The organism is Thalassobacillus devorans, assembly GCF_900176565.1.
GTDB lineage: Bacteria > Bacillota > Bacilli > Bacillales > Halobacillaceae > Thalassobacillus > Thalassobacillus devorans_A.
This window is the reverse complement of record NZ_FXEH01000002.1, coordinates 1-21,893: the sequence shown is the minus strand read 5'-3', so window position 1 is coordinate 21,893 and position 21,893 is coordinate 1. Positions and strand designations below refer to the sequence as shown.

Annotated in this window: 24 protein-coding genes, 2 rRNA genes and 2 other annotated features; all 26 genes read right to left on the bottom strand. The window is 43.9% G+C overall.

Annotation, left to right across the window (positions count from 1 at the left end):
• Window positions 1-18: 18 nt before the first annotated feature.
• Window positions 19-621 carry a class I SAM-dependent methyltransferase gene (locus B9Y67_RS00400; RefSeq protein WP_085504866.1) on the bottom strand — a complete coding sequence of 201 codons (603 nt, stop codon included), beginning with the start codon at window positions 619-621 and terminating at the stop codon, window positions 19-21.
• A 163-nt stretch (window positions 622-784) separates the two neighbouring features.
• Complete coding sequence (rplL, locus tag B9Y67_RS00395) at window positions 785-1,147, bottom strand: 50S ribosomal protein L7/L12 (protein WP_028781703.1); 363 nt, start codon at window positions 1,145-1,147, stop codon at window positions 785-787.
• A 59-nt stretch (window positions 1,148-1,206) separates the two neighbouring features.
• Window positions 1,207-1,707 (bottom strand): 50S ribosomal protein L10, encoded by a 501-nt coding sequence (gene rplJ, locus B9Y67_RS00390; protein WP_085504865.1) that lies wholly within the window; start codon window positions 1,705-1,707, stop codon window positions 1,207-1,209.
• Between the two features lie 67 nt (window positions 1,708-1,774).
• Window positions 1,775-1,924: a sequence feature (ribosomal protein L10 leader region), on the bottom strand.
• 48 nt (window positions 1,925-1,972) lie between these two features.
• Window positions 1,973-2,671, bottom strand: a complete 699-nt coding sequence (gene rplA / locus B9Y67_RS00385; protein ID WP_062438243.1) for a 50S ribosomal protein L1 — start codon at window positions 2,669-2,671, stop codon at window positions 1,973-1,975.
• 117 nt (window positions 2,672-2,788) lie between these two features.
• Window positions 2,789-3,214 (bottom strand): 50S ribosomal protein L11, encoded by a 426-nt coding sequence (gene rplK / locus B9Y67_RS00380; protein ID WP_062438240.1) that lies wholly within the window; start codon window positions 3,212-3,214, stop codon window positions 2,789-2,791.
• A gap of 144 nt (window positions 3,215-3,358) precedes the next feature.
• On the bottom strand, window positions 3,359-3,892 hold the full coding sequence (gene nusG / locus B9Y67_RS00375; RefSeq protein ID WP_062438238.1) for a transcription termination/antitermination protein NusG: 534 nt from the start codon (window positions 3,890-3,892) through the stop codon (window positions 3,359-3,361).
• Between the two features lie 124 nt (window positions 3,893-4,016).
• Window positions 4,017-4,193, bottom strand: a complete 177-nt coding sequence (secE, locus tag B9Y67_RS00370; protein WP_085504864.1) for a preprotein translocase subunit SecE — start codon at window positions 4,191-4,193, stop codon at window positions 4,017-4,019.
• Between the two features lie 40 nt (window positions 4,194-4,233).
• Window positions 4,234-4,383, bottom strand: coding sequence for a 50S ribosomal protein L33 (gene rpmG / locus B9Y67_RS00365; RefSeq protein WP_085504863.1), 150 nt, complete (start codon window positions 4,381-4,383; stop codon window positions 4,234-4,236).
• Between the two features lie 74 nt (window positions 4,384-4,457).
• Entirely contained in the window at window positions 4,458-5,108 is a 651-nt protein-coding gene (gene sigH, locus B9Y67_RS00360) for an RNA polymerase sporulation sigma factor SigH (protein WP_085504862.1), read from the bottom strand.
• Between the two features lie 84 nt (window positions 5,109-5,192).
• The gene (locus B9Y67_RS00355) at window positions 5,193-5,702 is read right to left on the bottom strand and encodes an NYN domain-containing protein (protein WP_085504861.1); all 510 of its coding nucleotides are present in this window, start codon (window positions 5,700-5,702) and stop codon (window positions 5,193-5,195) included.
• A gap of 2 nt (window positions 5,703-5,704) precedes the next feature.
• Window positions 5,705-6,448, bottom strand: coding sequence for a 23S rRNA (guanosine(2251)-2'-O)-methyltransferase RlmB (rlmB, locus tag B9Y67_RS00350; protein ID WP_085504860.1), 744 nt, complete (start codon window positions 6,446-6,448; stop codon window positions 5,705-5,707).
• Window positions 6,441-6,854 (bottom strand): Mini-ribonuclease 3, encoded by a 414-nt coding sequence (locus tag B9Y67_RS00345; protein ID WP_085504859.1) that lies wholly within the window; start codon window positions 6,852-6,854, stop codon window positions 6,441-6,443. The genes rlmB and B9Y67_RS00345 overlap by 8 nt, the downstream gene beginning before the upstream one ends.
• Before the next feature lie 3 nt (window positions 6,855-6,857).
• On the bottom strand, window positions 6,858-8,252 hold the full coding sequence (gene cysS, locus B9Y67_RS00340) for a cysteine--tRNA ligase (RefSeq protein WP_085504858.1): 1,395 nt from the start codon (window positions 8,250-8,252) through the stop codon (window positions 6,858-6,860).
• The gene (cysE, locus tag B9Y67_RS00335; protein ID WP_085504857.1) at window positions 8,233-8,904 is read right to left on the bottom strand and encodes a serine O-acetyltransferase; all 672 of its coding nucleotides are present in this window, start codon (window positions 8,902-8,904) and stop codon (window positions 8,233-8,235) included. Before cysE ends, cysS begins: the two co-directional genes overlap by 20 nt.
• 116 nt (window positions 8,905-9,020) lie before the next feature.
• Window positions 9,021-9,233: a binding site (T-box leader), on the bottom strand.
• Between the two features lie 58 nt (window positions 9,234-9,291).
• On the bottom strand, window positions 9,292-10,761 hold the full coding sequence (gene gltX, locus B9Y67_RS00330) for a glutamate--tRNA ligase (RefSeq protein ID WP_085504856.1): 1,470 nt from the start codon (window positions 10,759-10,761) through the stop codon (window positions 9,292-9,294).
• Window positions 10,762-10,842: 81 nt separating this feature from the next.
• Window positions 10,843-12,024, bottom strand: coding sequence for a 2-C-methyl-D-erythritol 4-phosphate cytidylyltransferase (gene ispD / locus B9Y67_RS00325; protein WP_085504855.1), 1,182 nt, complete (start codon window positions 12,022-12,024; stop codon window positions 10,843-10,845).
• An 89-nt stretch (window positions 12,025-12,113) separates the two neighbouring features.
• Window positions 12,114-13,208, bottom strand: a complete 1,095-nt coding sequence (locus B9Y67_RS00320) for a PIN/TRAM domain-containing protein (protein WP_085504854.1) — start codon at window positions 13,206-13,208, stop codon at window positions 12,114-12,116.
• Window positions 13,209-13,362: 154 nt separating this feature from the next.
• Window positions 13,363-14,436: a DNA integrity scanning diadenylate cyclase DisA gene (gene disA / locus B9Y67_RS00315; protein WP_085504853.1), complete on the bottom strand. Its 1,074-nt coding sequence runs from the start codon at window positions 14,434-14,436 to the stop codon at window positions 13,363-13,365.
• Entirely contained in the window at window positions 14,437-15,810 is a 1,374-nt protein-coding gene (gene radA / locus B9Y67_RS00310; protein WP_085504852.1) for a DNA repair protein RadA, read from the bottom strand. It lies immediately after the preceding gene.
• Between the two features lie 176 nt (window positions 15,811-15,986).
• Window positions 15,987-18,425 carry an ATP-dependent protease ATP-binding subunit ClpC gene (gene clpC, locus B9Y67_RS00305; RefSeq protein ID WP_085504851.1) on the bottom strand — a complete coding sequence of 813 codons (2,439 nt, stop codon included), beginning with the start codon at window positions 18,423-18,425 and terminating at the stop codon, window positions 15,987-15,989.
• A gap of 24 nt (window positions 18,426-18,449) precedes the next feature.
• Window positions 18,450-19,517, bottom strand: coding sequence for a protein arginine kinase (locus tag B9Y67_RS00300; RefSeq protein WP_085504850.1), 1,068 nt, complete (start codon window positions 19,515-19,517; stop codon window positions 18,450-18,452).
• The gene (locus tag B9Y67_RS00295) at window positions 19,517-20,059 is read right to left on the bottom strand and encodes a UvrB/UvrC motif-containing protein (RefSeq protein WP_085504849.1); all 543 of its coding nucleotides are present in this window, start codon (window positions 20,057-20,059) and stop codon (window positions 19,517-19,519) included. Before B9Y67_RS00295 ends, B9Y67_RS00300 begins: the two co-directional genes overlap by 1 nt.
• A 21-nt stretch (window positions 20,060-20,080) precedes the next feature.
• The gene (locus tag B9Y67_RS00290) at window positions 20,081-20,548 is read right to left on the bottom strand and encodes a CtsR family transcriptional regulator (RefSeq protein WP_085504848.1); all 468 of its coding nucleotides are present in this window, start codon (window positions 20,546-20,548) and stop codon (window positions 20,081-20,083) included.
• Between the two features lie 203 nt (window positions 20,549-20,751).
• Entirely contained in the window at window positions 20,752-21,450 is a 699-nt protein-coding gene (locus B9Y67_RS00285) for an MgtC/SapB family protein (RefSeq protein WP_085504847.1), read from the bottom strand.
• 127 nt (window positions 21,451-21,577) lie between these two features.
• Window positions 21,578-21,691: ribosomal RNA gene (gene rrf / locus B9Y67_RS00280) — 5S ribosomal RNA — on the bottom strand.
• Between the two features lie 77 nt (window positions 21,692-21,768).
• Window positions 21,769-21,893: ribosomal RNA gene (locus B9Y67_RS00275) — 23S ribosomal RNA — on the bottom strand; the annotation flags it as partial.

Here is a 21,893-nt window from a genome sequence, read left to right as displayed (position 1 = left end):
CATAAACGCATATGGCAGTCAAACCTTTTTAGCCCGAAAGATATAATATCTTTTCTGTTTATCTACTACCTCTACCTCACCGAACAATTCTTCGAGTTTTTTGCGGGCAGACGGGGCCCCTTGCTTCTTTTGAATGACCACCCAAAGTTCGCCTTTATCAACCAGGGATTGGTGAGCTTCTTCAAACATGGAATGGACTACTTTCTTCCCCGCACGAATGGGAGGGTTGGTCAACACGGCAGCAAACCGGATGTCCTCTATCTGGCTTAAGCGATCACTCACCCTGACTTCAACATTTGGGATGCCATTTTGTTCGGCATTTTTTCTTGACAACTCTACCGCACGTTCGTTTATATCAACCATATAAACTACCCTGTCCGGGTTTGCTTTAGCAATAGACAAACCAATCGGTCCATAGCCACAACCTAAATCCAATAAATCGCCCTCTATTTCCGGTGGCTGAAAAGCTTCAATCAACACACGGGAACCAAAGTCTACTTCCTTCTTCGAGAAAACTGCATTATCCGTTGTGAAGCGAAAAGTTTCCCCTTTAAGGGTGAACTGCCATGTCCGTTCTTCGCTTTGAGTTTCCGTTTTATTGGAGTAATAGTGCTCGGTCAATATCATGCACCTGCTTTTCATTGGGTTCGATCATCACTTTCAAACAAAACTCGGATTATCGACAAGTTCTAATGAAGAAACCCTTTGTCTTTGGGTGTTACTTAAAGTATAAGAAAAAGAAAGCTCGCCGATAAACAGCGAGCTTTACCTCTCAAGCATGAAATTACTTAACTTCTACAGAAGCGCCTGCTTCTTCCAGCTTACCTTTGATCTCTTCAGCGTCTTCTTTAGAAATGCCTTCTTTGATAGCGCCAGGAGCGTTATCAACTAGGTCCTTAGCATCTTTCAGTCCAAGACCAGTGATTTCGCGAACAGCTTTAACGACTTTGATTTTGGAGCTTCCAGCGCTCTCAAGTACTACGTCGAATTCTGTTTGCTCTTCAGCAGCTTCGGCTGCACCGCCGCCACCGACTGCAACTGGTGCTGCAGCAGTTACTCCGAATTCTTCTTCAATAGCTTTAACTAGATCGTTAAGCTCAAGAACAGACATTTCTTTAATCGCTTCAATAATTTGTTCATGACTCATGATTAAGTTCCTCCTTAAAAATGTTAGTTTTATAATTTAACCGTAAGCATAAAACGCTATTACGCGCCTTGTTCTTCTTTTTGCTCTGCAACTGCTTTTGTAACGTAAGCGAAGTTGCGGACAGGTGCTTGAAGCACGCTGAGTAGCATAGATACAAGACCTTCGTAGTTTGGAAGATCTGCAAGTTCCTTGATTTGTTCAAGGCTGGCTACATTACCTTCGATGACGCCTCCTTTGATTTCCAGGGCATCATGATCCTTAGCGAAGTTGTTAAGGATTTTGGCAGGTGCTACGACATCTTCCTCACTGAAAGCAATCGCAGTCGGCCCAACCAATGTGTCGTTAAGCTCAGTAAGCTCAGCTTCTTCTGTCGCACGGCGAGTCATTGTGTTTTTGTACACTTTGAAATCAACGCCAGCTTCACGCAGCTGCTTACGAAGCTCAGTCACTTCAGCAACATCAAGTCCGCGGTAATCTACAAGGATAGTAGACTTACTATTGCGAAGCTTGTCTGCAATTTCAGATACAATCTGCTTTTTGTGCTCGATAATTTTGCTCATCATTCCACCTCCTATTGACTTTTCATCATACCGTCAGGTGCCTGTTTCATTTTCAAAACGGCAAGTGTTCAAGATGAAAAAAGCCCCCATGTAGACATGGAGGCTTTATGGTGAGAAACGATTATAAACGGACAACCGTTTCGTTTATTCACACACCTCGGCAGGAAATTAAGCGCGAAAACGCACCTGCTGTCTACGGTATAACGTATTTATTTAAACAACATTATTCATTATATGCTTAATGCAATTAAAAGTCAACAGCGAATTATTTGCGGATATAGCTGGAGATATCTACTTTAATTCCAGGACCCATTGTAGAAGCAATAGCGGAATTCTTCATGTAAGTTCCTTTAGCAGCCTGCGGCTTTGCTTTTACAAGAGTTTCTGTGATTGCTTCAAAGTTTTCAACCAGCTTATCTGTATCGAAAGAAACCTTACCGATTGGTACATGGATATTAGCAGACTTGTCTACACGGTACTCCACTTTACCAGCCTTGATTTCCTGGACAGCTTTTTCCACTTCGAAAGTGACAGTTCCAGTCTTAGGGTTAGGCATTAGACCTTTAGGTCCAAGTACACGACCCAGCTTACCTACTTCAGCCATCATGTCCGGAGTAGCGACAACTACGTCAAATTCGAACCAGCCTTGGTTGATTTTGTTGATCATGTCCTGATCGCCTACGTAGTCAGCGCCAGCAGCTTCTGCTTCTTTTGCTTTCTCTCCTTTAGCGAATACAAGAACACGTTGTGTTTTACCTGTACCATGCGGCAAAACCATTGCCCCACGGATTTGCTGGTCAGCTTTCTTAGGGTCTACACCCAAACGGAAAGCAGCTTCTACTGTCTCATCAAACTTAGCTTTAGCAGTTTCTTTCACTAATTCGACTGCTTCTTTTACTTCATATGCTTTTTCACGATCAACAAGCTTTTGAGCTTCTTGATACCTTTTGCTTTGTTTAGCCATTATTATTTCCTCCTCGTTGTGGTTTTAACGGTTATACCTCCCACGAATAAAGGTTGCGGAATGAAAGCAACCTCCATTCTCGCAACCTTTAACTCCAATAAGAGCGACGCTGTGGGATTAGTCTTCGATAACGATACCCATACTACGCGCAGTACCTTCAACCATACGCATAGCAGCTTCAACGTCAGCAGCATTCAAGTCAGGCATTTTTGTTTCCGCAATCTCTTTTACCTGGTCACGCTTAAGCGTTGCAACCTTGTTACGGTTCGGTTCGCCTGATGCAGTATCAATACCGGCTGCTTTTTTAAGAAGCACTGCAGCTGGCGGAGTCTTCGTAATAAATGTAAATGAACGGTCTTCAAATACCGTGATTTCAACTGGAATGATCATTCCCGCTTGTTCTTGTGTGCGAGCGTTGAACTCCTTACAGAAACCCATGATGTTGATACCCGCTTGACCTAGCGCTGGTCCTACTGGCGGTGCTGGGTTAGCTTTACCTGCAGGGATTTGAAGCTTTACTACTTTGATTACTTTTTTAGCCACGAGACACACCTCCTTAAGTCCGTGATGTGGTAATGGGGCGATGCCCTCCCACTCAGATTACAATATGTTGACTTCCTCTTTGTCCGAGGCACATAAAGAACATAAAAATTTTAGCATCTTTACGACCTGTTTGCAAGAGGAGAGTTATAATTTTTCTATTTGAGAGAAGTCCAGTTCTACCGGAGTCTCTCTTCCAAACATATTTACGTGGACTTTCACCTTTTGTTTGTCCAGGTCGATATGCTCGATAGTACCCGTGAAATTGGCGAAAGGACCATCGGTCACTGAGACACTTTCTTTCAATTCAAAATCGATGTCGGTGACTGGCTCTTTCATTCCCATACGTTTAAGCACCGTCTCTACTTCTTCAGGCAGGAGAGGGGTCGGCTTTGAACCGGAGCCTGTCGATCCGACAAACCCGGTTACACCAGGTGTATTGCGGACGACATACCAGGAATCATCGGTCATCACCATTTCAGCCAGTACATATCCAGGGAATACTTTTTTCTTCGCTACTTTACGTTTCCCATTTTTTATTTCTGTTTCTTCGTCTTCGGGCACTAGTACACGGAAGATTTTATCTTCCATTCCCATCGACTCGACACGCTTTTCTAAATTCGTTTTTACTTTATTTTCGTAACCGGAATAGGTGTGAACCACATACCATCTTTTTTCCATGTATACAGGACAAGCTCCTTGCCCTTCCCTCCCTTATCTTTCAAAATTTGAGCATTGAAAAAACCCGCGGAACGGGTTTTTAAACGTCAATCTTATTCACCATTATAGCATAAATCCGACAGCATTATTCAGGGAAGAATAATTCAAGACCCCAAGAAATGCCTAAATCGACGACTGCGAAGAACACAGAAACAAATGCCACTGTAGTTAAAACAGTAATCGTGTAGCGCACAAGTTCCTGACCTTTAGGCCAGCTGACCTTCTGCATTTCACGAGACACGTTCTTCAAGAACTTAAACATGCTAAACCTCCCCCAACCTTGCGCCTGTCGGCTTCTTTCTCTATTTTGTTTCTCGATGCAATGTGTGTTTGCCGCATTTTTTACAAAATTTACGAACCTCAAGCCGTTCCGCTTGGTTCGACGGGTTTTTATAAGAACTGTAATTTCTACTCATACAAACAGTACAGGCTAAGACTACTTTTTTTCTCATCATACACCCCTCAAATAAGAGGAATTTTCACTCTCATAAATGTAGCACGCATGTCAAGGCATGTCAATGCAGGATTATAATATGATTTCAGCTACTTCCAGGTATTTTTCCAGTTTCCGCTTCACTCGCTGCAAGGCATTATCAATCGACTTTACATGCCTGTCCAACTCAGCAGAAATTTCCTGATAGGATCTTCCGTCCAGGTAGAGAGTGAGTACTTTCCGCTCCAAGTCGCTTAATAATTCTGAAATTTTGTCTTCCATGTCGCCGAATTTTTCTTTATTAACAATTAATTCTTGCGGATCAATAGCTTTTGATCCAGCTATCACGTCCAGCAGGGTACGGTCGGATTCTTCATCATAAATCGGCTTGTCCAAGGATACATAAGAATTAAGCGGGATATGTTTTTGACGAGTGGCAGTTTTGATGGCGGTAATAATCTGGCGGGTGACACATAATTCAGCGAAGGCTTTAAAGGATGAGAGCTTGTCTTCTTTATAGTCCCGAATGGCTTTATAAAGACCGATCATACCCTCCTGTACAATATCCTCACGATCCGCACCAATTAGAAAATACGTCCGGGCTTTGGCACGGACAAAATTTTTGTACTTATTGATCAGATAATCAAGCGCCTGGCTATGACCCTCATTAATCCGTTCGATGATTTCTTCATCTTCCAGCTTTTCGTAATCATGGATGTCCACTTCTTTTTGAACGATGCTCACTCAGGATTCCCCCCGACCCATAGTGCCCTGAATATAGAAATATTATACAGTAAGCCCTTCCAAAACGTCAACAAGGCTCTTGGCTCATTTATCACCCCGGCGCCATTTCTCGAAAACGTCCAGCACCTCTTTTTTTATCGGTATTTTAGGCTGATATTTTAGTTGTTTATGAGCTTCTACATCCTTCTCGATGGTTCTTTCAATATTTTTCACTTCGATGTAAAGCTCCCTCGCAGACTTTCGAAAAGCACCTTGACCAAAGATTGTCCGCTGCTCCGCGTAATCCGAGGTAGCTACATACACCTGGGTCCGTACATCATTCAATTCTCCCGCTAATTTCTCAATCCGCTCATCCGCTGTTTCATTTTCCTTGGTGAATATGACTTCCACGCGATGGTTTTTTTCTTTGTTTGCCAGTCCCCTCACATGATAGGCATCAAACACGATGATGACGCGCTCACCGGTATATGACTGATACTCAGCCATCATGTCGATCAACAGGTCACGCGCCTGGCTGAGGTCTTTATCTTTTAAATTCTTCAACTCAGGCCAGGCGCCGATCATGTTATAACCATCTACTAATAGTACAATCATCGTTATCGTCCTAGTGGATTTCGTTTACGATAGACTTCATACATTAAGAGGGACGCAGCGACGGAAGCATTTAAAGATGTTACCTTACCCTTCATCGGAAGTGAGATCGTCCAATCACATTTTTCCTTGATAATCCGGCTGATTCCCTTCCCTTCACTCCCGATCACCAGTGCAATCGGCATCTCACCATCCAGTTGGCGATAATCTTCTGTACCTTCCGCGTCGGTTCCTGCCACCCACACATGCCGCTCCTTCAACTCATCTATCGTACGAGAGAGGTTCGTCACCCGGGCGACCGGAATATATTCAATGGCACCTGCTGATGTTTTGGCTACTGTAGCGGTCAACCCGACCGAACGACGCTTAGGAATAATTACTCCATGCGCCCCGACCGCATCTGCCGTTCGCAGAACAGAACCAAGATTATGAGGGTCTGAGATTTCATCCAGCACGATGAAAAAAGGAGCCTCACCCAAGGTCTCTGCTTTTGCGAATAAGTCATCTAACGAACTGTAATCATAGGCAGCGACCGATGCTGCCACCCCCTGGTGGTTCCCCTCCACCAGCTGATCGATCTTTTTCCTTGGAACCTTTTGAACCAGTGCCCCATTTTCTTTCGCCAGGTTTTGGATCTTCTGAAATGCCTGATGCTGCAACTGATCAGAAACAAATACTTTGTTGATAGTACGACCTGACTTCAACGCTTCAAATACAGGATTTTTCCCAATAATCCATTCTTCACTCATTCCTATCAACCCCTTTCTCTTCTACCTGTCGGATAGCGTCTGTTACAAGTTCTTCGAGACGAGCCACAGCCCCTGAAAGATAATGGTACCCAAGCAGTGCTTCAAATCCTGTACTGTAACGATACGTTTGCACATCGGTATTTTTCGGAATGGAACCAGATTTAGCGTTCCTTCCCCTTCTTACGACCCCTTGTTCTTCTTCAGTTAGGAAGTTATCCGCTATCCAGGCTTGTACGACAGCTGCCTGGGAGGTAGCTGCAACAAAGCGAACCGCAGAACGGTGCAGCTGATTCGGCATTACAGCACCCTGACTTAATAGGTGATGCCGGACATGCATCTCATATACAGCATCACCCATATAGGCAAGGGCCAGGCTTTTCATTTGTTTTACTTCCATCTTCTTCATGGTTCATCCCCGTTTCCAGCGTGTCCCTTGTGGTGTATCTTCTAAAATGATATTCCTTGCTTTCAAATCATCACGGATTTGGTCGGCAAGTTCAAAGTTCCTGTTCTTTCTTGCTTCAATCCGTTTTTGGATTAAGGCTTCAATTTCTTCATCAATCAGCTCTTCCTGCTTCAATTCTACTCCGAGAATACCCGTAAGCGAAACCAGAGCTTCCTCGAACGCCTCAATCACTTCTGTAGAAGTTTGCGGGGATTGAAGATACAGGTTGGCATCTTTCGTCAAATCAAATAATACCGATATCGCATTGGCGGTATTGAAATCATCGTCCATCTCTTCTTCAAACCGCTGTTTATGCTGTGCCACTTTTTCCAGCCACTCTTTCTGGTCGGCTTGATCCATGCTTGCTTGTTTACGATGCTGAAGATTTTCATAGGCATTGCGAATCCGATCAAAGCTGTTTTTCGCCCCTTCCAGAAGTGCATCACTAAAGTTGATTGGGTGACGGTAATGAACACTTAGCATAAAGAAGCGGATGATATTGGGATCGTGCTTTTGGATTAAGTCATGGGCAAGAACAAAGTTGCCAAGCGACTTGGACATTTTTTCATTTTCCACATTGATATAACCATTGTGCATCCAATAATTTGCGAATGTCTGGCAGTTATGTGCTTCCGATTGGGCGATCTCATTTTCATGGTGCGGGAATGTTAAATCCTGGCCACCGGCATGAATATCAATCGTTTCACCTAAATACTTTTTGGCCATTGTCGAGCATTCGATATGCCAGCCAGGGCGCCCTTTGCCCCATGGGCTCTCCCAGGAAATCTCTCCCGGTTTCGCCTGTTTCCACAAAGTAAAGTCAAGCGGGTCTTCCTTCTTCTCACCAACTTGGATCCGTGCTCCAGTACGTAGTTCGTCAATGGACTGATGGGACAGTTTACCATACTGATCAAACGAACGTGTTTTAAAATAAACATCTCCGTCGGATTCGTAGGCATGGCCTTTATCGATCAAACCCTTAATGAATTCAATGATCTCAGGCATATTTTCCGTAACGCGGGGATGATGGACGGCTTCCTTTACACCGAGAGCTTTGACGTCCTCTTTGTAGGCACCGATGAATCTGTCGGCAATCGCGGGCACCTCTTCCCCCATTTCATTAGCTGCTTTGATCAGCTTGTCATCGACATCTGTAAAGTTGAGTACATAATCGACGTTATACCCCTTATATTCGAAATACCGGCGAACAGTATCGAATACGATAGCCGGTCGGGCGTTCCCGATATGGATATAGTTATATACGGTCGGTCCGCATACATACATTTTCACTTTACCTTCTTCGAGAGGAGTGAATACCTCTTTTGTCCGTTTAAGCGTATTATAAATTTTTATGGCCATCGTGAATCGCTCCTTCGCTATCGTCAATCTGTTTTCTCAACCGCATGATTTCTTCTTCCATCGCTTTCAATCGATCATATACCGGGTCAGGAAGCTTGTGGTGATCCAGGTCCTTCTTCCTTACTTTCTTACCGTCCTGGATGACTACCCGTCCCGGAATCCCTACTACGGTAGAATTATCAGGAACATCGTTCAATACCACAGACCCTGCTCCCACTTTGGAATTTTCCCCGATGGTAATCGAACCAAGCACTTTCGCCCCTGTAGCGACAAGGGAATTATCCAGCAAAGTCGGATGCCTTTTTCCTTTTTCCTTCCCTGTGCCTCCTAGAGTGACCCCTTGGAAAATAGTCACATTATCTCCTATTTCACAGGTTTCCCCAATTACTACACCCATACCATGGTCGATAAAAAAACGACGTCCGATCGTCGCACCGGGGTGAATCTCAATCCCTGTGAAAAAGCGGCTGATTTGTGAAATCACACGGGCGATGAAGAAAAATTTCCGTTTATAACAAGCATGGGCCACCCTGTGCGCCCAAATGGCATGCAGCCCGGAATAGGTAAGAATAACTTCAAAATACGTGCGAGCTGCCGGATCCTGGTCAAACACGACATCTACATCTTCCTTGAACATTTTGAATAGCCCCATACTTGACCTCCTTAAATATATTAGAAAACCTGCTTGTCGCCTTTGGCTTATGACGTAAGCATTCGTAAATCTAAACTATTTTTAAAAGAATAAAAAAACGCCTCTATGCTGATCAGCACAGAGACGCTCCACGCGCGGTTCCACTCTGTTTGAGAAAGTACCTTTCTCCAACTCGATTCTCTATAACGGGAGAACCCGCTTCCGCCTACTTCGTTCGACGCAAGACTCAGAGGGGCAATTCAAAAGCAGGCCTTAAAACCACTTTCAGCCAGGGTGGTTATCTCTGTGTAAGGGATATGCTTTCTACTTTTCCTCATCGACGTTCCTAATGATACGTTTCTTAAATGTATTATTACTATATTACAATAATGATCCTTTGTGAATCATTTAGCCTTCCAGCTTATTCAGGACATCATTCAAGCGGACCGTTACTGTATCGATACCAAGCAAATGAATAGCATCCGGGAGTTCCGGACCGTGCGTCTGACCGGTGGTAGCTACACGGATCGGCATAAACAGCTTCTTCCCTTTATGACCTGTTTCTTTCTGAACCGCTTTGATTTGAGCTTTAATATTCTGTGGTGTCACTTCTTCCAGTTCGGCAAGCTTCTGCTTGAAGGTGCTTAATACTTCAGGAACCTGCTCTCCTTCCAGCACTCCCATCGCTTCACTATCATACTCGATTTCCTGTTTGAAGAATAACTCTGTCAATTCCACGATTTCAGAACCATAGCTTAATTGTTCATGATAAAGGCTGATCAATTCAAGGGCCCATTTTCGTTCTTCCCCGTCCAAATCTTCAGGCAGACGACCAGCCTGGATTAAATGCGGCAGCGTTAAATCGACCACTTGATCGAAATCAGCCGCTTTGATGTATTGGTTGTTCATCCATTTCAATTTAGCCGGATCGAATACAGCTGGTGAAGTGGACAGACGATTAGGATCAAACATCTCGATAAATTGATCTTTCGTAAAGATTTCTTCTTCACCTACCGGGGACCAGCCGAGCAGTGTGATGAAATTGAACAAAGCTTCCGGCAAGTAACCAAGGTTTTTGTATTGCTCAATGAACTGCAGGATATGTTCATCACGCTTACTCAACTTTTTACGGTTTTCATTTAAAATCAGTGTCATGTGGCCAAATTTAGGCGGCTCCCATCCGAAGGCTTCATATACCATCATTTGCTTTGGTGTATTGGAGATATGTTCTTCTCCTCGCAATACATGGGATATACCCATCAGATGGTCATCAATGGCAACGGCGAAATTGTATGTCGGGATTCCGTTTTTCTTTACAATTACCCAATCGCCAAAGTCACTGGAGTCAAAACTGATGTCCTCACGAACAATATCATTGAACTTATAAGTGTGGTCTTTCGGTACACGCAGGCGGATGCTCGGCTCACGGCCTTCCGCTTCGAATTGCTCACATTGTTCCTGCGTCAAGTCGGCATGAGCACCAGAATATTTCGGTACTTGCCCTTTCGCACGCTGTTCTTCACGTTCCTGTTCCAGCTCCTCGGCAGTCATATAGCACTTGTAAGCCAAGTCACGCTCTAATAAGTCGTCCACATACTTTTGGTAAATATCAAGCCGCTCCATTTGGCGGTATGGTCCGTACTCACCACCGATATCCGCACCTTCATCCCACTCGATGCCAAGCCATTTCAAGTAATCCAGCTGGCTTTTCTCACCACCTTCGACGTTTCGCTTCTCATCGGTATCTTCCACCCGGATGATGAATTTCCCATTTAAATGACGCGCATATAAATAATTGAATAAAGCCGTGCGGGCATTCCCGATATGCAGGTGGCCCGTTGGACTTGGTGCATAGCGCACCCTCACTTCGTTGTTCATAGTATGTCTACCCCTTTCTAGTTTCCGCTCCATGGAAGGACGTTCTTCACCTTGTCCTATTTTATCATTTTTTCCAGTCTTTTAGTTATCATTCTGCAAAAGGACAACAGCCTGCGCGGCAATTCCTTCGCCTCTTCCAGGAAAGCCTAATTTTTCTGTTGTTGTCGCTTTGACATTGATCCGGCTAATGTCCGCTTGTAATAACGCAGCAATATTTTTCCTGATTCCCTCTATATATGGCGCCATTTTCGGTGCTTGGGCAATTACTGTACAATCCAGGTTACCCAGGTTGTACCCTTTTTCCTCAACCAGCTGCCAGACATCTTCGAGCAGTTGGGAAGAATCTGCGCCCCTATATGCTTCATCAGTATCCGGGAAGTGTCTGCCAATATCTCCTTCCCCGATTGCTCCTAAACAAGCATCCGCTACCGTATGAAGTAATACATCTGCATCGGAGTGGCCGAGCAATCCTTTTTCATAAGGGATCTCCACACCACCGATGATGCACTTCCTCCCTTCGGCAAGCTGATGCACATCAAATCCTTGTCCTATCCGAAACATCCCTTCATCTCCCGTCTTGTTGTTTTTATGGGATAGGTGCGATAGTGCTTTCGCCTTATCCTCTGGAGTTGTTAATTTCATATTATCATAGCTTCCTTGTACAACCGTGACATCTCTTCCCATCCGTTCCACAAGTGAAGCATCATCTGTCCCCGTATAGTCGGCATTTTTCGCCTGTTCATGTGCTTCTAATATCAATGGATAGGAAAAGCTTTGTGGCGTCTGGGCCGCCCATAAGGTCTTCCGGTCCAGGGTCGTCAGCTTATTTCCATTCCGCTGTTTGATTGTATCCGTAACCGGTACTGCCAGCAATGCCGCCTCATGTTCCACCGTTTCTTTAGCCAACTCATGTAAGTGGGACTGTTCCACAAACGGCCTTGCTCCATCATGAATAAACACTGGAATCGATTTATTGGAAACTGACTTCAACCCTTGATACACACTATCCTGACGCTCTTTCCCTCCAACCGTCAACCGGATAACCGTTTCAAAGGGGTGAACATCAAGCAGAGACTGCATACTCTTTTTCTCTTTTTCATTAATAACTAACACAATCTCCCGGCACCACTCGTCTTTCTCAAAAACGGATAAGGTATGTATAATTAAAGGCTTATCATCCAGCAGCAGAAACTGTTTGTTTTTCCCCGCTTTCATTCGCTTTCCCTGACCAGCTGCGAGCACTATTGCTGTATATTCGATCATCATGCATCCATCCTAACCGTTTGTAAACAACAAAAGCGATAACATCACCTGTTATCACTTTTGCTTTTCCTTATTTGTTTATACCCTTTTTATAAGGCTTTTTCAAGTGGTTTCGGTTTAGCGAAAATCATCCGGCCCGCAGATGTCTGCAACACACTCGTGACAATGACATCGATGGTTTCACCAATGTAATTCTTTCCTTCTTCCACAACAATCATTGTACCATCATCCAGGTAGGCAACCCCCTGGTTCTGCTCTTTACCATCTTTGATCACCTGGATTTTCATTTCTTCACCTGGCAGAACAACCGGTTTCACAGCATTAGCAAGATCATTGATATTCAGCACCGCTACATTCTGAAACTCACAAACTTTATTCAAATTGAAATCATTCGTGACAACTACACCATCCATTACTTTAGCGAGCTTGACCAATTTACTGTCCACTTCCTGGATCTCTTCAAAATCTCCCTCATAGATCTCCACGTTGACCGGAAGATCTTTCTGAAGTCTATTCAGTATATCCAGCCCGCGTCGACCGCGATTACGCTTCAAACCATCAGAGGAATCGGCAATATGCTGCAGTTCTTCCAGCACAAATTGCGGAATGACAATGGTTCCCTCAAGAAAATTAGTCTGACAGATATCCGCTATCCGGCCATCGATGATGACACTCGTATCCAGAATCTTCGGCTTAGGAAGTTCTGCTGTAACCTGGGCAGTATTTTCTTCTTCCGGTTGTTTTTTGTCTTTTATTGTACTATTACCAAATAACGCTAGTATTTCATCTTTACGTTTAAAACCTACCTGGAATCCGAAATATCCTAAGAAAAAGGTCAGGAAAATAGGGACGACCTGGCTGACGACTTGAATCTGAATATCCTGGATGATCATATTAATTAAAAATGCAATCACCAGTCCGATTATCAGACCGAAGCTTCCAAGCAGCAAATCAGCTAAAGGGGCTTTTACAAGGGTATCCTCAAACCACCTCAGTAAATTTACAATCGAATCGACCAGCCAAAATGTTAATAAAAATAAGATAAGTGCTCCCAAAATAGCGCCGACATAAGAAGATTGTAACCAGCCCTGGTCAGTGAAAAGCTTCATCAAATCAGGGATATACAAATAACCTAATGTAGCACCCGCAATAATAATAAATAATTGCACAATTCTTTTAAGCACTATGTTCACCTCCTAGCCAACAGTATGACCAAAATAGCGTTGCTATAACCATAAAAGCAGTAAGTTATATATATTTTCAAAGGTAGCACAATTTACAAATATAGTCAATTTTTTAACATAAAATTTTACCATATTGAAATAAAGTTGTCAATTTTTAAATATGTCTATCTACAAATAACTGTTCCTGGACCCTATCCAGCCCATCTTTGATTTTATTTGCCCGTACATCCCCAATACCATCGACTTTAACCAGTTCTTTCGTAGAAGCCATGACGATATGATTAAGGGTACCGAAACGATTAATCAGATGTTCGATGATCAAAGGTGGTAGACGTGGAATTTTTCTCAGGATACGATACCCTCTCGGTTCAATAGAATCCTGCATTTTCTGATTAGGGGAATAACCCAGTAATTTAAGAATCTTCTCTCCAGACATCAATTCAGAGTCGGTAGCCTCCTGCATCTTTTTTAACAGGTAAGAAGGTTCATAGTCATCGTTCTTACTGTAATCTTTCAGTAGAAGGGTAGCTTCTTCTTCAATATTCGATACCAGCTCGGTCAACTGCATTTGGACCAGCCTGCCTTCGGTGCCGAGCTCGTTTGCGTAATTCAAAATTTCTGTTTTGATACGAAGGACCATTTCAATTCTGTGAATCACCTGGATCACTTCTGAAAAAGTGACCATCTCTTCAAATTCTAATGCCCCAAGGTTTGTAATCCCCTGATCCAACACCTTTTTATACTTTTCCAACGTTTGGATCGCCTGATTCGCTTTCGTCAAAATGACTCCTATATCTTTCAGCGAATAGCGGAGACTTCCCTTATAAAGGGTGATGACATTCCTCCGCTGAGAAATGGCAATTACTAAATGTCCGGTTTGTTTGGCGACACGCTCTGCCGTCCGGTGGCGCATCCCGGTCTCTGTCGATGTGATAGTCGAATCCGGGATGAGTTGGGCGTTAGCGTATAAAATATATTCACCTCGATCATCTAAAATGATAGCTCCGTCCATCTTGGCTAATTCATACAGATGGGCAGGGGTGAAAACAGACTGGATATGAAAGCCTCCATCTACGATATGATGCATCTTTTCATCATACCCTACCACAATCAGTCCGCCGGTTTTCGCACGCAGCACGTTGTCGATGCCTTCACGGACTGGAGTCCCAGGGGCGACAAATTGTAAAATATCGCCGATGACGGACTCTTTCATTTCATGCCATTCCATTTATCTCTCTCCTAACGTTATGCTTAATGCTTCCTGTACTGTATTGACCCCGACCACCTCAATATTGTCAGGGGGTGTCCAGCCGTCAAGGTTTTTCTGCGGAATAATGACTCGCTTAAAACCAAGCTTGGCTGCTTCCTGGACACGTTGTTCTATCCGTGCAACACGTCTTATTTCACCAGTTAGTCCTACTTCTCCTACTACAACATCATCCGCCTTGGATGCCTGGTTCCTGAAACTCGAAGCAATGCTGATGGCAACTGCCAGATCGATAGCCGGTTCATCCAATTTCACTCCACCGGCAACTTTCAAATAAGCATCCTGATTCTGTAAAAGAAGACCGACACGTTTCTCCAGGACGGCCATTAACAATGGCACACGGTTATGGTCCAGTCCGGTTGCCATGCGTCTAGGGTTTCCAAAGGTAGTGGGAGATATAAGCGCCTGAATCTCTACCAGTACCGGCCGTGTCCCTTCCATGGAGGCTACGATCGTAGAACCAGCCGCTCCCTGAGAACGTTCTTCCAGAAAGATTTCAGAAGGGTTATCCACTTCTTCCAGTCCCTTTTCTTTCATTTCAAAAATACCCATCTCATTGGTGCTGCCAAAACGGTTCTTTACTCCTCGCAGAATGCGGAAGGTATGATGTTGTTCCCCTTCAAAATACAAAACGGCATCTACCATGTGCTCCAACAGCCGAGGACCTGCAATTGATCCTTCTTTGGTCACATGACCGACAATGAAAATCGGAATCCCTTTACTTTTCGCGACTCGCATCAGTTCACTCGTACATTCCCGCACTTGTGAAACACTGCCCGGCGCAGAGGTCACCTCTTCCCGGTAAATGGTCTGAATCGAGTCGATGACGACAAACTTCGGGTTAATAGATTCAATCTGGTTGACTACTTCCGCTAAGTTGGTCTCGGGAAGGACATAAAGTTCTTCCGAATTTATCGATAGCCGATCAGCCCGTAATTTTGTCTGTCTGGCTGATTCCTCTCCGGATATATATAAAACTGGCATTCCTTTGTCTGCCAGCTGTGAAGATACTTGCAATAACAAAGTTGACTTACCAATTCCCGGATCCCCCCCAATTAAAACCAAAGAACCCGGCACAATCCCGCCGCCGAGCACCCGGTTAAGCTCCGGCATCTTCGTCGTTATACGCGGCTCCTTTTCCGAATGGATAGCCGTTATTTTCTCAGGTTTCTTAGAAGCACTGTTGTCTGCCTGGAAAACATGGCGGGCAGGGTCCTTGGAAACTACTTCTTCTACTAAGGTGTTCCACTGATGACAGGCCGGGCATTTGCCCATCCACTTTGCCGATTCATAGCCGCATTCCTGGCAAACAAATTTGCTTTTCTTTTTTGCCAAGCTGATCTCCCCTTACTTCTGTTATTTTATATACGATAAGAATGATGGAAAGGTTGCAAGATTTATTTATTTTTCTCCTATAATAAAACTTCGAAACCAGAAAGACTCCCTACTGAAAGCATAGCGAAAACAGAAAAAAATCGGAAGGCAAAAACCTTCCGATTTCTAATATTCCATTATTTGGCGTGTACAACAAATTCCTCTTGGTCATTGATATCAATATCTACTTTTTGCCCTTTTTCAATGTTTTCTTTCAAGAGCTCTTCAGAAAGCAGGTCCTCCACGTTTTTCTGAATGGAACGACGCAACGGTCTTGCCCCATACTCGGGATCGAAACCTTCGCTTGCGATTTTCTCGATGGCTTTCTGAGATAAGGTGAAGTCGATCTCCTGTTCCTTCAGGCGCTTACGTAACTCCTCAGCCATAAGCGTGACAATATCAGTCATGTGTTTTCTTTCTAGAGAATGGAACACGATGGTTTCATCGATCCGGTTCAGGAACTCTGGGCGGAATGCCTTTTTCAGTTCACCCAACACTTTCGATCTCATATCGGAATGATCCTGGTTGTCATCACCCAGGCTGAAACCTACGAATTTATTCCGTTTCAACTCTTGAGCCCCTACGTTGGAGGTCATGATCAGCACGGTATTACGGAAGTCGACGACGCGACCTTTTGAATCAGTCAACCGTCCATCCTCCAGCACCTGGAGCAAGATATTGAATACTTCCGGGTGAGCTTTTTCTATCTCATCCAACAGGACAACGGAATATGGCTTACGACGGACTTTCTCAGTAAGCTGACCGCCTTCTTCATGACCGACATATCCTGGTGGTGAACCTACCAAACGAGAAGTGCTGTGTTTTTCCATATATTCGGACATATCGATGCGAATCATGGCATCCTCATCGCCGAACATTGTTTCAGCAAGCGCGCGGGCAAGCTCTGTCTTACCTACACCAGTCGGTCCTAAGAAGATAAAGGAACCAATCGGACGTTTTGGATCTTTAAGTCCGGCACGGGCACGACGGATCGCTTTAGAAATGGACTTCACCGCTTCATCCTGGCCAATGACACGCTTGTGAAGGGTGTCCTCCATATTCAACAGACGTTCGCTTTCATCTTTAGCAAGTTTAGATACCGGCACTCCCGTCCAAGTAGAAACGACTGCTGCGATATCTTCGGTAGATACTTCGGAACTTTCCTGCCCTTGCTTTTCTTTCCACTCATTTTTAGTCTGCTCCAGCTCATCACGAAGACGTTGTTCACTATCGCGTAGTGAAGCTGCTTTTTCGAATTCCTGGCCTTGTACGGCAGCATCTTTTTCTTTGCGTACTTCTTCCAGCTTCTGTTCCAATTCTTTCAAGTTTGGCGGAGCAGTATAAGACTGCAGACGAACTTTCGATGCTGCTTCATCGATCAGGTCAATTGCTTTATCCGGCAGGAACCGGTCCGTAATATAACGGTCAGATAGTTTTACTGCAGATTCAATCGCTTCGTCCGTAATCGTTACACGGTGGTGAGCTTCATAACGATCGCGCAGCCCTTGTAAAATTTGAACCGATTCATCTGTTGTCGGCTCATCGACTTGGATCGGCTGGAAACGGCGTTCAAGCGCTGCATCCTTCTCGATATATTTACGGTATTCATCGATTGTAGTAGCACCGATACATTGCAGTTCACCACGGGCTAGTGATGGCTTCAGGATATTTGAGGCATCAATCGCACCTTCTGCACCACCCGCTCCGATCAGGGTATGCAATTCATCGATGAATAAGATGATATTATTAGCCTGACGGATTTCTTCCATTACTTTTTTCAAGCGATCTTCAAATTCACCACGGTATTTCGTCCCCGCAACGACCGTACCCATATCAAGGGTCATGACACGTTTATCACGGAGAATCTCTGGCACTTCATTACTAATGATCTGCTGTGCCAGGCCTTCTGCGATAGCGGTTTTACCTACCCCAGGCTCACCAATCAAAACAGGGTTGTTTTTAGTGCGTCGGCTGAGTACTTGAATAACCCGCTCGATCTCTTTACCACGGCCAATGACCGGATCAATATTTCCTTCCTTAGCAATTGCGGTCAAATCACGTGCCAGGGAATCTAATGTGGGGGTGTTGGCATTGGCTGCCTGGCTGGAACCTCCACGACGATTCTGACCGTTTGAAGATTCGTTATTCCCCAATAGCTGTAAAACTTGCTGACGCGCTTTGTTCAGGCTCACTCCTAAGTTGTTCAATACGCGCGCCGCAACTCCTTCACCTTCACGGATCAACCCCAGCAGAATGTGCTCTGTGCCTACATAAGAATGGCCAAGCTTTCGAGCTTCATCCATGGATAGTTCAATTACTTTTTTAGCTCGCGGTGTATAATGAATGGTTTGAGAAACTTTCTCTCCCCTTCCAATCAGTTGTTCCACTTCTCCCTGGATCTTTTCCGCTTCCAGACCTAAAGCAGTGAGAGCTTTAGCTGCAATTCCTTCGCCTTCACGTACTAAACCAAGCAGAATATGCTCTGTACCAATATTATTATGCCCTAGTCGTACTGCTTCTTCTTGTGCCAGTGCCAACACTTTTTGTGCTCTTTCTGTAAATCGCCCAAACATCATGGACATAACCTCCTTAAAGTAGTGTTACTTTTTTTCTAATTGTAGTCGCTCACGTATCAGCGACGCTCTTCGTATATCCCGCTGATCTGGCGTCAATGTTTCCTGAGCGTATTGTTGTAAAAACCCCGGCTGCGTCAAAATCATCAGCTCGTTCAAAATATTTTGGGATACATTTTTAATAAAACCTAAATCAATTCCCAGCCGGACATCCGATAAGCATTTGGCAGCTTCTTTAGACTCGATGATCCGACTATTTTTCAAAACCCCGTAAGAACGGAACACACGATCTTCCAATTGGATGCCGGAACGCTGCATCAGCGTTTCGCGTGCTTTCCTTTCCTGGTCAACCAGCTGTCTGACCACGCTTTGCAAATCTTCTACAATATCTTCTTCTGACTTTCCAAGCGTGATCTGGTTGGAGATTTGAAAGATGTTGCCTAACGCTTCGCTTCCTTCTCCATAGATGCCTCTTACCACCAGCCCTAACTGGTTAATAGCTGGAATCATCCGGTTTACCTGCTGCGTCATGGCGAGTGCCGGCAAATGCATCATGACAGAAGCCCGCATCCCTGTACCGACGTTTGTGGGACAAGCTGTTAAATACCCTCGCTTCTCATCAAAGGCATAATTTATTTTCTCCTCCAGCCAATCATCCAGCTCCGAGGCACGTTGTAAAGCCTGTTCTAATTGAAAGCCAGGATAATATAACTGGATACGAAGATGATCTTCTTCATTGATCATGACCGATATTTGCTCATTCTCTGAAATCAATGCGGCCGAATGGTCCGAATGTTCAGCAAGATGAGGGCTGATCAAATGCTTTTCAACCAGCACTCTTTTTTCTATCGGCTTCAGCCTGCTCATTTCTACTAATTCCAGGTTTCTATAGTCTTTAAATGACTGATGAGCATATTCTTGATTAAAAAAATCAAGAATCGGTTTGAGCTCTTCTTCTTTTGCAATGATAGGAAAAGTTACCTGCGCGAAGTTCCTGGCCAGCCGAATACGGCTGCTGAGTACAATATCGCTGTCAGGACCTTCTTCTTTCATCCATGGACTAATCGCTTCATTCATGAAATTCTGAAGAGACATCAGACATCTCCTCCTTGCTCATCATCCAGCTGTTTCTCCAGCTTACGAATTTGATCGCGTACTTTAGCTGCTTCTTCAAATTCTTCTCTATCAATCAATTGATGTAACTCATGTTTTTTCTGTTCTATTTCTTTTCTAAGGTGAAGGTTACCACCTGCACGTTTTGGAATTTTCCCATTATGCTGGGTATTCCCGCTATGCACGCGTCGAAAAATCGGATTGAGCTTCTCATCAAACGTCTTGTAGCATTCTGCACATCCAAATTTGCCAATTCTGGCAAATTCCTTATACGTAAGACCGCATTTCGGACATTGCACCTGCTTGGCAAGTTGCGTGGAAGCTGGCGCTGTGCCGCTGCTAATCGAGGTGGCATGATCAAAGTTGAATAAGCCTGATAGCAAGTCATTCAATGAAAAGGAAGTTTCGCCATAGCCTTTTTCTTTGGCGCATTGTTCACACACATGAATTTCTGTTTTGTCACCATTGATTACCTTGGTCAAATGCACAGTTGCCGGACGTTGATGACATTCTTGGCACTCCATCTCAACTTCTCCCCTTTCTCCTCATGACATCTTATATCTAAGGGTTGTTAACATTGCTGTTAAAATCCTTGCTCTAACTTCATCTCGTAATGGAAGTTGAAAGGTCAGTACTTGGCGGGTCATAACACTAACCATCAGTTTGGCTTCCCGCTCTGTAATGATTTCTTCGTCTAAAAGTCGTTCAATAATATCAATGGCGGCTGTCTGTGTCACTTTGTCCTGGATGTTATTTAAGATTTCATCTAAAAGTTTCGTATCATCCTGGTGTTTGACACGTATAATGCGGATATAACCCCCGCCACCCCGTTTACTTTCTACTATATAGCCTTTTTCCACAGTGAATCTAGTCTTAATCACATAATTAATTTGAGAGGGAACACATTGAAAGCGCTCTGCTATTTCGCTTCGCTTTATTTCGATTGCATCTTGACGGTTAGAATCAAGTATTTGTTTTAAATAAGCTTCAATGATGTCGGATATATTCCGCATCTTCCCCCCTCCTCTTTTGACTTTGACTATCTTTGACTTTAATTTTATTATACTTAAATTTTTTCTGGATGCAACTAAAAAGTTTATAATTTTTTCATACCATTCATGTTCCCCTAATTCGCATGTTTTTAAAACCATGATTTATAAGAGATTATGTAGAAAAAAGCCGTACTACAAAGATGCAGTACAGCTTAGGTGTGGTTTCATGCTTTTCGTTCGTATACCAATTTGACATGTTCAATTTTAGAAAGACAATCAAATAAAACCGTTTGGTCAAACTTTTGTCCTCTCTCTATTTCTATAAAAAGCGTCCGTTCTCCTGTTCGTTCATTTTCAATAGATAATCTTTTTACATTTAGACCGAATTGATCAAAAGTCTCTACCACTTCTCCCATGTTGACTTCTTTTTCTACTAACAACCGAACAAAATTTCTTCCTCTTCCTGCCATTACTTTTTCTTCAATTTGATTCAAGACTACAAGACTTAACAGTACTATAATGGTGGTAAAAATAGCAGCGTCATACATCCCGGCACCGATCACCAAACCGATCGCTGCCACCGTCCAGATCGAAGCAGCAGTGGTCAGTCCTTTGATAGTCATACCATTGACAATTATCGTGCCTGCTCCCAGGAAACCGATTCCGCTGATTACATATGAAGGTATCCTTGCTGGATCAAATCTGATATTATCTGATGACTCCATAAATGTCTCAAAACCATATAAAGATAAAAGCATCATCAGACAAGCTCCGACCCCGACCAGTATATGTGTTCGAAAACCCGCAGAATGGTTTTTTAATTCCCGCTCAAAACCTATCAAGCCAGATAAAAGAAGAGCGATAAGCAGTCGGATGAAATAAGTATTAAAATCATCATCCAAAAAAGGGATTACTTCCATCATCCTCACCTCCAACAACTACATATATGCTGATTATATATAAGTATGAACAGTATAGCACTCTATACCTGTTTTTTAAAAAGAAACCAAAAAACCCGGAAGCTTTGGAAAACTTCCGGGTTTTTCAATTGCCTAGCGGCGTCCTACTCTCACGGGGATAAACCCGACTACCATCGGCGCTGGAGAGCTTAACTGCTGTGTTCGGCATGGGAACAGGTGTGACCTCTCCGCTATCGCCACTAGACCTTGACTATTTAATTGAGGTGAACCCTCAAAACTAGATAAGCAACATTCAACGACTGACGTCATTCACGAATTATGTTAGTTAAGTCCTCGATCGATTAGTATCCGTCAGCTCCACGTGTCACCACGCTTCCACCTCGGACCTATCTACCTCATCGTCTCTGAGGGATCTTACTCACTCGAAGTGATGGGAAATCTCATCT

Bases quoted from the DNA above. Each gene is read 5' to 3' on its own strand.
- B9Y67_RS00285 (WP_085504847.1), bottom strand. From the start codon at position 21,450: ATGATGGAAGTAATCCCTTTTTTGGATGATGATTTTAATACTTATTTC.
- secE (WP_085504864.1), bottom strand. From the start codon at position 4,193: ATGTTTAAGTTCTTGAAGAACGTGTCTCGTGAAATGCAGAAGGTCAGC.
- cysS (WP_085504858.1), bottom strand. From the start codon at position 8,252: ATGGCCATAAAAATTTATAATACGCTTAAACGGACAAAAGAGGTATTC.
- cysE (WP_085504857.1), bottom strand. From the start codon at position 8,904: ATGGGGCTATTCAAAATGTTCAAGGAAGATGTAGATGTCGTGTTTGAC.
- gltX (WP_085504856.1), bottom strand. From the start codon at position 10,761: ATGAACAACGAAGTGAGGGTGCGCTATGCACCAAGTCCAACGGGCCAC.
- rplL (WP_028781703.1), bottom strand. From the start codon at position 1,147: ATGAGTCATGAACAAATTATTGAAGCGATTAAAGAAATGTCTGTTCTT.
- B9Y67_RS00345 (WP_085504859.1), bottom strand. From the start codon at position 6,854: ATGAAGAAGATGGAAGTAAAACAAATGAAAAGCCTGGCCCTTGCCTAT.
- rplA (WP_062438243.1), bottom strand. From the start codon at position 2,671: ATGGCTAAACAAAGCAAAAGGTATCAAGAAGCTCAAAAGCTTGTTGAT.
- B9Y67_RS00295 (WP_085504849.1), bottom strand. From the start codon at position 20,059: ATGGAGTGCCAAGAATGTCATCAACGTCCGGCAACTGTGCATTTGACC.
- ispD (WP_085504855.1), bottom strand. From the start codon at position 12,024: ATGATCGAATATACAGCAATAGTGCTCGCAGCTGGTCAGGGAAAGCGA.
- clpC (WP_085504851.1), bottom strand. From the start codon at position 18,425: ATGATGTTTGGGCGATTTACAGAAAGAGCACAAAAAGTGTTGGCACTG.
- B9Y67_RS00290 (WP_085504848.1), bottom strand. From the start codon at position 20,548: ATGCGGAATATATCCGACATCATTGAAGCTTATTTAAAACAAATACTT.
- rplJ (WP_085504865.1), bottom strand. From the start codon at position 1,707: ATGAGCAAAATTATCGAGCACAAAAAGCAGATTGTATCTGAAATTGCA.
- rlmB (WP_085504860.1), bottom strand. From the start codon at position 6,448: ATGAGTGAAGAATGGATTATTGGGAAAAATCCTGTATTTGAAGCGTTG.
- B9Y67_RS00300 (WP_085504850.1), bottom strand. From the start codon at position 19,517: ATGTCTCTTCAGAATTTCATGAATGAAGCGATTAGTCCATGGATGAAA.
- B9Y67_RS00355 (WP_085504861.1), bottom strand. From the start codon at position 5,702: ATGATTGTACTATTAGTAGATGGTTATAACATGATCGGCGCCTGGCCT.
- rpmG (WP_085504863.1), bottom strand. From the start codon at position 4,383: ATGAGAAAAAAAGTAGTCTTAGCCTGTACTGTTTGTATGAGTAGAAAT.
- disA (WP_085504853.1), bottom strand. From the start codon at position 14,436: ATGGAATGGCATGAAATGAAAGAGTCCGTCATCGGCGATATTTTACAA.
- nusG (WP_062438238.1), bottom strand. From the start codon at position 3,892: ATGGAAAAAAGATGGTATGTGGTTCACACCTATTCCGGTTACGAAAAT.